Raw genomic sequence first — 11,755 nt, 5'->3', positions numbered from 1 at the left:
AGACCACCACCATGAAATTTACCGATTTATTTGTACGCCGCCCCGTGCTGGCGCTGGTGATCAGCACCCTGATTCTGATGCTGGGCGTGATCGCCATCAAGCAGCTGCCGATCCGCCAATACCCGATGCTCGAATCATCCACCATCACGGTGAAAACCACATATCCGGGCGCCTCGGCGGAACTGATGCAGGGCTTTGTCACGCAGCCCATCGCCCAAGCCGTGTCGTCGGTGGAAGGCATCGATTACCTGACCTCGTCGTCCGTGCAGGGCAGCAGCACGGTCACCGTGCGCATGGAACTGAACCGCGATTCCACGCAAGCCTTGACGGAAGTCATGGCCAAGGTCAACCAGGTGCGCTACAAGCTGCCCGAAGGCGCCTTCGATCCCGTGATCGAGCGCGCGGCCGGCGATTCCTCGGCCGTCGCGTATGTGGGCTTTGCCAGCGAGAGCGTCTCTGCGCCCGCGCTGACGGACTACCTGGCGCGCGTGGTACAGCCCATGTTCGCCACCATCGATGGCGTGGCCAAGGTCGACGTGTATGGCGGCCAGCAGCTGGCCATGCGCCTGTGGATAGACCCGGCCAAGCTGGCGGCGCGGGGCTTGACGGCCGCCGACGTAGCCGATAGCGTGCGGCGCAATAACTACCAGGCGGCGCCCGGCAAGATGAAGGGACAATTCGTCGTCTCGAACATCAGCGTCAACACGGATCTGACCAGCGTGGCGGAGTTCCGCGACATGGTCATCCGCAAGGGCGGCGATGATAGCGCCGCCCTCGTACGTTTGAAGGACGTGGGCACGGTAGAGCTGGGCGCGGCCGCGACGGAAACAAGCGGCATCATGGACGGCGTGCCGGCCGTGTATCTGGGCCTGTCGCCCACGCCGGGCGGCAACCCGCTGGTGATCGTCGACGGCATCAAGAAGCTGCTGCCCGAGATCCAGAAAACCCTGCCGCCCGGCGTAAAAGTCGAACTGGCGTTCGAGACGGCGCGCTTCATCCAATCGTCCATCGACGAGGTGGCACACACCCTGCTCGAAGCGCTGCTCATTGTCGTCATCGTCATCTACCTGTGCATGGGTTCCTTGCGCTCAGTGCTGATTCCCGTCGTGACGATACCGCTGTCGATGCTGGGCGCGGCGGCGCTGATGCTGGCCTTCGGCTTCAGCATCAATTTACTGACCTTGCTGGCGATGGTGCTGGCCGTGGGCCTGGTGGTCGATGACGCCATCGTCGTGGTGGAAAACGTGCACCGGCATATCGAGGAAGGCAAGACGCCCGTGGCGGCCGCCCTGGTGGGCGCGCGCGAAGTGGCCGGCCCCGTGATCGCCATGACGATCACGCTGGCGGCCGTGTATGCGCCGATCGGCATGATGGGGGGTCTCACCGGCGCGCTGTTCAAGGAATTCGCGCTGACCCTGGCCGGCGCCGTGGTGGTGTCGGGCGTGGTGGCGCTGACCCTGTCTCCCGTGATGAGCTCCTTGCTGCTGCAGCCGAAGCAGGCGGAAGGGCGCATGGCGCGGGCCGCCGAGCACTTCTTCGAAGGCTTGACCACGCGCTATGCGCGCCTGCTGGACCGCTCCTTGCACCACCGCTGGCTGAGCGCCGGTTTCGCCGCGCTGGTGATGGTCAGTTTGCCCTCCCTGTACCTGCTGCCGCAGCGCGAACTGGCGCCGGCGGAAGACCAGGCCAGCGTCTTGACGGCGATCAAGGCGCCGCAGCACGCCAACCTCGATTACGTCGAGCGCTTCTCGTACAAGCTCGATGACATCTACAAGAATATCCCCGAAACGGCCTCGCGCTGGATCATCAATGGCGGCGAAGGCCCGGCATCGAGCATCGGCGGCATCAACCTGACGCCGTGGGCCAAACGCGCGCGCAATGCAGCTGTCATCCAGGCCGAATTGCAGCATGCCGTGGGCGACGTGGAAGGCACCAGCATCTTCGCCTTCCAGTTGGCGCCCTTGCCGGGATCGAGCGGTGGCTTGCCCGTGCAGCTGGTGCTGCGCAGCGCGCAGGATTACGCCACCCTGTTCCGCACCATGGAAGACGTCAAGCAGCGCGCGCGCGACAGCGGCCTGTTTGCAGTCGTCGACAGCGACCTCGATTACAACAACCCCGTGGTGAAAGTGCGCGTGGACCGTTCCAAGGCGAACAGCCTGGGTATCCAGATGCAGGACATCGGTGTATCGCTGGCCGTGCTGGTGGGCGAGAATTACCTGAACCGCTTCGGCATGGATGGCCGCGCGTATGACGTCATCGCGCAAAGCCCCCGTGAACAGCGGCTCACGGCGCAAGCCCTGACGCAGCAGTACGTGCGCGCCGACGATGGCAGCCTGCTGCCCCTGTCCGCCGTCGTGTCGGTGACGGAACAAATCGAGCCGAACATGCTGACGCAATTCAACCAGCAAAATGCGGCCACCTTCCAGGGCGTGCCGGCGCCGGGCGTGACCCTGGGCGACGCCGTGGCCTTCCTCGACGGCGTGGCCAAGACCCTGCCACCGGGTTTCAGCTACGACTGGCAATCGGATGCGCGCCAGTTCGCCACGGAAGGCAATGCCCTGCTGCTGGCTTTCCTGGCGGCCGTCGTCGTGATTTACCTGGTGCTGGCGGCCCAGTATGAAAGCCTGACGGACCCGCTGATCATCCTGATCACGGTGCCGCTGTCGATCTGCGGCGCCCTGATTCCGCTGGCGCTGGGCTACGCCACCGTCAACATCTACACGCAGATCGGCCTCGTTACCCTGATCGGCTTGATCAGCAAACACGGCATCTTGATGGTGGAGTTTGCCAATGAATTGCAGGTGCATGAACAGCTCGACCGCATCACGGCCATCCGCAAGGCGGCGCAAATTCGTTTGCGCCCGATTTTGATGACGACGGCGGCCATGGTGGTGGGCCTGGTGCCGCTGCTGTTTGCTTCCGGCGCGGGCGCCAACAGCCGTTTCGGCCTGGGCCTGGTGATCGTCTCGGGCATGTTGATCGGCACCTTCTTCACCCTGTTCGTGCTGCCCACCGTGTACACCTTTTTGGCCCGCCGCCATACGGCCGACCATGCCACGCCGCGTGCGCGCGACCTGTCGCAGGCGCTGAAGGAATCCCTATGAAAAATTACCGCTATCTTGTTTCCCTTTTCCCCCTGCTGGCCGGCTGCGCCGTCAGCCCCATCTATGTCACGCCGGGTACGCCCGACGTCCATCTGGCCAGTCCGCAGCAAGCGCAATTCGCGCCTGGCGCGAGCGCCGTCAGCGAAGCCGCCTGGTGGACGTTTTTTGACGACGCACGCCTGTCGCAGCTGATCGCCAGCGCGCTCGAACACAACCTCGATATCGCGCAGGCACAGGCGAACTTGCTGGCCGCGCGCGCCGTCTTCGACGAGCGCCGGCTCGACGAACTGCCTGCCGTCACCAGCGAGGCGGGATGGCAGCGCAAGGTGCAGCAAAACACAGCCGATAGCCGCGCCGCCAGCGCCAGCACGCGCGTGGGTTTCGATGCGCAATGGGAGATCGACCTGTTCGGCCGCCTGGCGCATATCAGCCGCTCGGCGCAGGCGCGCGCCGACGCGGCGCAGGCCGACTTGCGCCAGGTGCAGCTGACGATTGCCGCCGACGTGGCGCGCAATTACTACGAGGCGCTGGGCAACCAGCACAACCTGGCGCTGACACAGGCGCAGGTGCAAAGCTGGCGCGATACGGTGGCCCTGATCGACGCGCGCATCCGCGCCGGTAGCGGCTTGCCGGAAGAACGCCACAATGCGCTGGCCAACCTGGCGCGCAGCGAGGCGGCCATTCCTCCCTTGCAGGCGGGCTTGCGCCAGGCGCAGTACCGGCTCGATGTCTTGAGTGGGCAAGCGCCCGGCGCCATCGCGCTGGCCACCAAACCCCAGCAACAGGCGCCGCTGGCGGGCCAGCTGCCGCTCGGCGACGTCAACCAGTTGATCAAGCACCGTCCCGACGTGGTGCGCGCCGAGCGCCTGCTGGCCGCTTCCAGCGAAGATGTTGGGGCCGCCACGGCCGACCTGTATCCGCGCCTGAGTCTCGGTGGTTTCCTGGGCTTCTTCGCGCTGCGTGGCAGCGGCGTGTTCGACGGCGGCGCACGCGCCTTCGAAGTGGCGCCCTCCGTCAGCTATCCCGCCTTCCGCCTGGGCAGCGTGAAGGCACGCTTGCGCGGTACGCAAGCCGAGGCGCAGGGCGCGCTGGCGCGCTATGCACAGGCGATACTGGTGGCGCAGGAAGACGTGGAAAACGCCGTCACGCAGCTGGCGGAAAACCAGACGCGATTGGCCTCCCTGCTGCAGTCGGCGCGCCACGGCAACGCGGCCCTCGGCATCGCCACGACGCGCTATCAGGGCGGCGCCGGCAGCTATCAGGCAGTGCTGGAAAACCAGCGCGCGCTGTACGATATCCGGCGCGAAGCGCTGCAGGCGGAAACGGCGTCCTACATCGATGCGATTGCCCTGTACAAGGCGCTGGGATGGGGGCACACTATGTAACAATTTTTGGCTCGGAAAGGGGCACGATGTTCACACAAGGCAGCTGGCTGAATCAGCCGAAAACATGGTCCGCCGACGGCGCGCAATTGCGCGTGACGACGGATGCCAATACGGATTTCTGGCGCAAGACCTCGTATGGTTTTATCCGCGACAGCGGCCACTTTTTCGGCACTGACATCGACGGCGATTTCACGGCGCAGCTGCACGTGGCGGCGCAGTACTCAGCGCTGTACGACCAGGCCGGCATAATGGTGCGCATCGACGAACAAAACTGGATCAAGTGCGGCGTCGAATTTTCCGACGGCCAGCTCTTGTTGAGTACTGTATTGACGCTGGACAAATCGGATTGGGCCGTCAGCATCGCCCCCGCCATGCCCGATGGTTTCTGGCCGCGCGTGACGATTGAAAGGGGCGTGATCCGCGTGCAGTATTCCACCGATGGGCGGCGCTGGCCGCTGCTGCGCCTGGCGCCGTTTCCCGAGGCCGGCAGCTACCGCGTGGGACCCATGTTCTGCACGCCGGAACGCGGTGGGCTGGAGGTGGTTTTTTCCCAGTTTTCCATCGCTCCGGCGCAGCAAAAAGACTTGCATGACTTGAGTTAAATCAAGCGACCCACGTCTCGTGCAAATGGCGCCACAGCAGCGTTCCAGCCGGTGTTTTTTCATACACGACGGTCGACAGGCGTTCGGTGCTATCACCGCCCGGCAGCGACTGAAATTCGCGGTAAGTCACGCTGGCGCCGACGCTGCTTTCCTGGATCAATGTCAGGTCGGTGATGCGCATGGCGAGGCCCGGACGGCTGCCGCCGGCCCCCTGAAAAAATTTTGTCAAACCAGCGCCATCGAGCTGCTGGCCGCCGGGTGACACCATCGTGAAATCGGGCGAGAAACGCGCCAGCAATTGGGCGCAGTTTTCCGCTGCCGCCGCCTCGCCAGAAAGCCATGCGCGGATCAGCACATGCGTAGATAAAACGTCGTCAAAATAGGGATTCGTTGCATTCATTTTTTGCTTGCTCCATGGTGATGTAAAAGGTCGAGTACGGCGCGGTTGTCAATGCGCAGGCACAGCGCCAAAGGCAGCACGCACGAGGCGGCAGCCAGCGCAAAACACCAGTGAAACACGTGGGCCGCGCGCGCGTGCTGGGCAGGGTCGTCCAGGCTACCGATGCCCTGCGCCGCCAGCAGGATATTGAGCAGCACGCTGAGTAGCGCCACGCCCAGGCAAAAGCCCAACTGGCGGTTGATATTCCATACGGCGCTGGCCTGGCTCAATTGCGCGTCCGGCGTGCGCAAAAAGGCCGTGCTTTGCGCCGTGCTGCTGCACAAGCCGCCGCCAAAACCCATCACGGCATACGCGCCGGCCAGCCAGAACAGCTGACCCGCAGAGTCCACCCGCAGCAGCATCAGCATGCCCGCCGCCTGCAGCAGGGCGCCAGCGATGAACAAGGGTTGCGGACCCACGCGGCGATAGCTTTTACCCGTGAGCGAAATGGCCGCAAACGAGGCCAGCGCCCACGGCAGCATCAGCGCACCCGCCGTCGACGCCGACATGCCCAGCACGCCTTGCAGGTACAGCATGGCCAGCAGGCTCACGCCCATGAAGACGCCCGGCACCAGCAAATACATGAGCATGGAGATGCGCAACAGCGGTTCGGCGGCCAGGCGCAGCTTGAGCAGCGGCGTGGATTTGCGCAGCGCGCCGCGCACATAGCCCCAGGCGCAGACGGCGCCCAGCGCCAGCACGCCGGCACCGGCGGCCAGCTCGCCCGGCGTGCCCAGCATGGTCAAGCCCAGCAACAGCAGCAAAATCGCCGCGCTGCCCGCCAGCAGGCCGCTGACGTCGAGGCGGGGAACAGCCCCGCGCGGCGGGTCGGGACGCAGCCAGCAGGCGGCCAGCAGCAGCGCCAGCGCCGCAAATGGCACGTTCAGGTAGAAAATCCAGCGCCAGGAAAGACTATCGACGATGACGCCGCCCAGGGCGGGCGAGAGGGCGGGCGCCAGCAAGCCCACCAGCATGATGACGGAAGACAGGCCGGGGCGTTCGGCAGGCTGGTATAGCTGGTACGTCATGCTTTGCCCCAGCGGAATGAGCAAGCCGCCGCCCAGGCCCTGCACGCAGCGCCAGGCGATCAGCGCCTCGATCGATTGGGCCAGGCCGGCGCCGATGCTGGCGCATAAAAAAGTTAGCAACGATGCCATGAACACGGTTTTGCCGCCATAATAGGCAGCCAGCCAGGCGCTGGCCGGGATGACGATGGTCAGGCCGAGGATGTAGCCGGTGCTGATCCAGGCCAGCTGCGCCACCGAGGCGTGCAAGGCATGGCCGATGTCGGGATAGGCGACGCTGGTGATGAACATGTTGATCAGGTCGACGAAAAACCCCAGCAAATAGATGGCCGCGACCTTTTTGCGATAGTCCATGGTGCTCCGAATGGCAAACGCCTAGCTTAAGCGCCCATCGCCATTTGCGTAACGGGCCAGCCCCGATTACACTGTCAAACAAATTTTGACAAACCCCTGAAAACTGCATGCTTCCTCATTCTTGTTTATGATCAGTCTTGACCGCTTGGGTATTTTCATCGCCATCGTCGACGCCGGTTCGCTGACGGCCGCCGCCGCCGTGCTGGGCCAGAGCAAGGCCGTCGTCAGCTTCAACTTGAAACAGCTGGAGGCGGAGCTGGGCGTGTCGCTGCTCACGCGCAGCACGCGCAGCCTGGCGCTCACCGACGTGGGGCGGCGTTTTTACGAAGATTGTCAGCGCGTGCTGAGCGAAGCGCAGAGCGCCATCGAGACGGCGCGTCAGGGCCACCAGGGCTTGCGCGGCACCCTGCGCCTGACCACCACGGTCGAATACGGCAGCCGCACGGTGATTCCCGCGCTGATCGCCTTTGCCGCCGCCCATCCGCAGCTGCAGATCCAGCACTCCTCGTCGTCCTCGCATGAAGACCTGATCTCGGGCGGCTATGACCTGGCCATCCGCATGGGTTCCCTCAACGATTCGAGCTACCGCGCCGCGCTGATCGAGCCGTATGCGATCTGGCCCGTCGCCTCGCCCGCCTACCTGGCCAGCCTGCCCGGCAAGGACATCGCCACCTTGCCCGACTTGCAGCGCGCGCGCTGGCTGGCGCATAGCCGGCTCAGCACGCCCCTGCGCTGGGACGTGCAGACGCTGGACGGACCCGCCGCTTTCATCGTACAGGACGAGGCCGCCATCCATTCCGACTCCGCCTCGGCCCTGCTGGGCTTTTCCCTGGGAGGCTGCGGCGTGGCCCTGCTGCCGCAGTGGCAAGTAGAAGGAGAAGTGCGCGCGGGACGCTTGCGCCGCCTGCTGCCCGACGTCATCTTCCCGCAGCAGGGCGTGTATGCCGTGTATCCGAACACCCAGCATATTGCGGAAAAGGTGCGCGCCTTTATCGATTTTTTGCGCACTTTTGTGGGCACGCCAGACTGAGGTTGCACGTGGCGCCACGGTGCCCATATCACGTCGACAACACTTGTTGAATACAACGATTTCCAAGGGGCAAACGAGCGCCCCTTTCGTTTTGCACGGCCTACACTGACAGGACGTTGTTCACCGATTGGAGATCATCATGGCACACACATTGGCAGCAGTTTTCGTCCTGCGCGACATGGCCGAGCGCGCCCGGCACGACCTGATCACGGCGGGCCTGCCCGACGCCAGCATCCGCCTGCACGATGCGGGCAGTGACGATATTTCCGCCACGGAAAACATCCGCCGCGACGATAGCGACAGCCTGCTCGACAACATCAAGCATTTCTTTACGGACCTGTTCGGCGGCCACGCCGACCGCCACATCTATGCAGAAGCCGTGCGGCGCGGGCATGTCGTGCTGACACTGGAAGGGGCCAGCGACGCCGATATCCAGCGCGCCACCGACATCGTCGAGCGCTACGCGCCGCTGGACATCGATGCGCACGCCGATCACTGGCGCGCGGGCGGCTGGCAAGGCATGCCGCAAAACGACGGCGCGATGCGCCAGGGCGCCAGCATGCAGTCAAGCGCGCCATCGCAGCAGGACACGCCCAGCGGCAACCTGAACACGGCGGCAGCAGCGTCGCAGCAATTTGCGGGCGGCATGGCATCACCACCGTCCAACGCGGGCGCCAACGTGCGCCGCTATCCCAGCGCCGACAACCTGCCCGGCACCAGTTACGACGACGAGCAGTATTACCGCAACCACTGGAGCAGCCAGTATGCGTCCAGCGGCGGGCGCTTCGACGATTACGATCCCGCCTATCGCTATGGCCATTCGATGGCCGGCAGCGACAGCTACCGGGGACAAAGCTGGGAAGAAGTCGAGCTTGAACTACGCAGCACCTGGGAACACACGTATCCGCAATCGGCGTGGCACGACTTCAAGGCGGCCGTCAAACATGGCTGGGAACGCGTGACGTCCTGACACGTGACGAGAGGGGGAAAACGCCCCCTCAGCGTCCCTCGTGCGTGAGCTGCAGGAAGTGGTTCAGGATATGAAAGTGGTCTTCGAAGAATTGCTCTTCCATGGCCGGCAGCGACGCCACGGGCACCCACTCGGCCAGCGCCGCATCGTCGGCCGCCGTCACGGCAGGCAACTGGCGCGTCTTCAAGTCGAAATAATGCGCATGCGTGATGGTGCGCCCGCGCTGGCTGCGGTCCGGATGGTCGAACACGGCCACGCCGACCAGCGCCTCGACGAGGGTGGGCGCCAGTACGCCCAGCTGCGTCTCTTCCGCCAACTCGCGCAACGCTCCCTGCAGCAGACGTTCGCGCGGCTCCAGGAAGCCGCCGGGCAAGGCCCAGAGGCCCTTGCCCGGATAGCCACCACGGCGCACGAGTAAAACGTGGCCGCCCGTCTGCACCAGCGCGTCGACGGTGCAAAAGATGGGCGCATACGGCGCCGTGCGCCAGCGCGCCTTGTACGCCTCGATGGCGCGGTGTTCCTGCACCAGCGGCGCGTACCACGGCAATAAAGTCCACGCCTTCAGGTACTGGCCGATGGCCGCCGGCAGCAGCTGCGCCACGGCGCCCAGCGACACATCCACGTCTTCAGCTTCGAACAGTACGTTGCGAATCGCCGTCGCGCCGATGGGCGCGCCCGCGTCAATCTCCAGATTGAGTAACTGCCAATGCGGGAAGTGGTGCAGATAATAACTGGTGGCGTCCTTGAAGCAAGCCACCAGTGTCACGCGCTGCGCTGCCGGCACGGCGCCCGCCACGGCGCGCCGCACGGCATCGGCCCACAGGCCATCATCGTAGTAATCGCGCACGGCCACGTAATGCACGCGCGCGCGCTGCGCCTCGGGCAGGGTGGCGGCGATCATGGCAGCGCGCTCCTGCCACGTAAACGGATTCTTCGGGCTGCGCGCATGGAAGGCGGAACCGAGCACCACCACCACCTGGGCGGCGGTGGCCAGCGCCGTTTGCAGCAAACCGGCATGGCCATTGTGAAAAGGCTGGAAGCGGCCGATCAGGATGGCCGCGTCGGCGGGATAGGCGAGGGTCATGCGTCGTCTCCGGTGGGGTAGTGGGCGGCGATCGGCAATTGACGCCCGCTGCCAAAGGCGCGCGAACGCACGCGGATGATGGGCGCCGCCTGGCGCCGTTTGTATTCGTTGCGGGCGACCATGCCGAGGATGCGCGTCACCAGCGATCGCCCCTCGTCCGTCTCGCGCAGCTGGTCGACCAGGGTCAGCGCTTGCGCGCTTTCCTGCGCCGGCAAGCGGCGTCCCTCGATATGCCACTTCAAGATTTCATCGAGCACGGGATATGGCGGCAGGCTGTCCGTGTCGCGCTGGCCCGGCGCCAGTTCCGCCGACGGGGGTTTCTCCAGCACGGCGACAGGAATCAGTACGCGCCCGGCGCTGGCGTTGAGATGGCGCGACAGGGCGAACACCTCGGTCTTATACAGGTCGCCGATCAGCCCCAGTCCCCCGTTCGTGTCGCCGTACAGGGTGCAGTAGCCGACCGAGATTTCGCTCTTGTTGCCGGTGGTGAGCAGCAGGGCGCCAAACGCATTCGAGTATTCCATCAAAATCGTGCCGCGCACTCTGGCCTGCAGATTTTCCAGCGGCAGCCCCTGCAGCTTGCCGTCGAAGGCCCCCGCGTAGCCGGCTTCGTACTGCGCCACGATGTCGCGTATCGGATGCGTGTGCAGCGCGATGCCAAGATTGGCGCACAGGGCGACGGAATCGGTGACGGAGCCGGCACTGGAAAAGACAGACGGCATGGTGATGGCCACGACATTGTGCGCGCCGAGCGCCTCGACGGCCAAGGCCAGGGTCAGCGCCGAATCGATGCCGCCCGAGCAGCCGACCACCACTTTTTGAAAGCGGCAGCGGCGCGCATAGTCGCGCAAACCCAGCACGATCTGGCGCCGCGCAAACTCCACGGCGGGAATGCCGTCCGGGTCGGGCACGGGGAAAGGCTGGCCATCGGGCTGCGCGAAACGCCCATCGGCAAAGCGCAGCAGTTGAAAGTCTTCGACGAAGCGGGCCGCCTCGAATTGCACGCCGTCAGTCGGCGAGATGGCGAACGAAGCGCCGTCGAATACGAGTTGATCCTGGCCGCCCACCTGGTTGACGAACAGCAGGGGCAAGTTGACGCGCGCGCAGGCGGCGCCAAACACGGCGTGGCGCTGCGCGCGCTTGCCGATGTCGGACGGGCTGGCGTTGATGCTGACCACCAAGTCGGGCCGCGCCGCGTGCAGGGCCTCGAATGGGTTGACGGCGTAGGCGCGGCCGTCGTCGTTCCAGCCATCCTCGCAAATCATGAAGCCTACCTTGCAGCCAGCGATGGGCAAAATGCAGGCGCCGGGCGGACCAGGCTCGAAATGACGGCCCTCGTCGAAGATGCCGTACGTCGGCAGCAGCTGCTTGTGGTATTCGGCCACGATGCGCCCGTCGCGGATGGCCAGCAAGGCGTTATACAGAGGCTTGCCGACGCCGGGATTGGGCCGCGCCGTGCCGATGACGGTGACCAGCGCCGGCCAACGCGTGGACGCTTGCAGCAGGGTCTCGAGCGCCTGCTGCATGTCGCGCAGGAAGGCGGCATCCTCGAACAGGTCGCCGGGGTAATACGCGCACAGCGACAGTTCGGGGCACACGAGCAAGTCCGCGCCATCGCTGCTGGCGCGCTGCATGCGCGCAACGATGGCGGCGACATTGGCGTCGAAGTCGCCCACGGTGGGATTCATCTGGGCGAGGGCGATGGTCAGCATGGTGATCCTTCTTGTTTACGCTTGAAACCACTATCCTGCCTGAAAACGTT

At 64.9% G+C, this 11,755-nt stretch carries 9 protein-coding genes; 5 read left to right on the top strand and 4 right to left on the bottom strand.

What is annotated here, in order from left to right; genetic code table 11:
* The first annotated feature begins 11 nt into the window (after positions 1-11).
* The 3 genes from ACQ4W0_RS23055 to ACQ4W0_RS23045 are packed head-to-tail and all read left to right on the top strand — an operon-like array spanning position 12 to position 5,091.
* Positions 12-3,104, top strand: coding sequence for a MexW/MexI family multidrug efflux RND transporter permease subunit (locus ACQ4W0_RS23055; protein ID WP_436578865.1), 3,093 nt, complete (start codon positions 12-14; stop codon positions 3,102-3,104).
* Entirely contained in the window at positions 3,101-4,489 is a 1,389-nt protein-coding gene (locus ACQ4W0_RS23050) for an efflux transporter outer membrane subunit (RefSeq protein ID WP_436578864.1), read from the top strand. The genes ACQ4W0_RS23055 and ACQ4W0_RS23050 overlap by 4 nt, the downstream gene beginning before the upstream one ends.
* A gap of 26 nt (positions 4,490-4,515) precedes the next feature.
* On the top strand, positions 4,516-5,091 hold the full coding sequence (locus ACQ4W0_RS23045; protein ID WP_436578863.1) for a DUF1349 domain-containing protein: 576 nt from the start codon (positions 4,516-4,518) through the stop codon (positions 5,089-5,091).
* A gap of 1 nt (position 5,092) precedes the next feature.
* Here the strand turns inward: ACQ4W0_RS23045 and ACQ4W0_RS23040 are convergent, their stop codons facing one another.
* Together ACQ4W0_RS23040 and ACQ4W0_RS23035 are read right to left on the bottom strand one after the other, a co-directional pair.
* Entirely contained in the window at positions 5,093-5,491 is a 399-nt protein-coding gene (locus ACQ4W0_RS23040) for a DUF4440 domain-containing protein (protein WP_436578862.1), read from the bottom strand.
* Positions 5,488-6,909 (bottom strand): MFS transporter, encoded by a 1,422-nt coding sequence (locus tag ACQ4W0_RS23035; protein ID WP_436578861.1) that lies wholly within the window; start codon positions 6,907-6,909, stop codon positions 5,488-5,490. Before ACQ4W0_RS23035 ends, ACQ4W0_RS23040 begins: the two co-directional genes overlap by 4 nt.
* Positions 6,910-7,036: 127 nt before the next feature.
* Between ACQ4W0_RS23035 and ACQ4W0_RS23030 the strand changes: the two genes are divergently transcribed.
* Positions 7,037-7,939: a LysR family transcriptional regulator gene (locus ACQ4W0_RS23030; RefSeq protein WP_436578860.1), complete on the top strand. Its 903-nt coding sequence runs from the start codon at positions 7,037-7,039 to the stop codon at positions 7,937-7,939.
* Between the two features lie 139 nt (positions 7,940-8,078).
* A complete protein-coding gene (locus ACQ4W0_RS23025) occupies positions 8,079-8,909 on the top strand; it encodes a hypothetical protein (RefSeq protein WP_436578859.1) in 831 nt (276 codons plus the stop codon).
* A 28-nt stretch (positions 8,910-8,937) separates the two neighbouring features.
* On the opposite strand, the gene ACQ4W0_RS23020 is transcribed toward ACQ4W0_RS23025, so the two are convergent.
* Both ACQ4W0_RS23020 and ACQ4W0_RS23015 read right to left on the bottom strand, forming a co-directional pair.
* Positions 8,938-9,993 (bottom strand): bifunctional nicotinamide-nucleotide adenylyltransferase/Nudix hydroxylase, encoded by a 1,056-nt coding sequence (locus tag ACQ4W0_RS23020; RefSeq protein WP_436578858.1) that lies wholly within the window; start codon positions 9,991-9,993, stop codon positions 8,938-8,940.
* Positions 9,990-11,705 (bottom strand): NAD+ synthase, encoded by a 1,716-nt coding sequence (locus tag ACQ4W0_RS23015; RefSeq protein ID WP_436578857.1) that lies wholly within the window; start codon positions 11,703-11,705, stop codon positions 9,990-9,992. The genes ACQ4W0_RS23020 and ACQ4W0_RS23015 overlap by 4 nt, the downstream gene beginning before the upstream one ends.
* Between the last annotated feature and the right edge of the window lie 50 nt (positions 11,706-11,755).

The organism is Janthinobacterium breve (genome assembly GCF_051380895.1).
In the GTDB taxonomy this organism is placed as follows: Bacteria; Pseudomonadota; Gammaproteobacteria; order Burkholderiales; family Burkholderiaceae_D; genus Janthinobacterium.
Note: the sequence above shows the minus strand (reverse complement) of the source record. Positions and strands in the feature narration are given on the sequence as shown.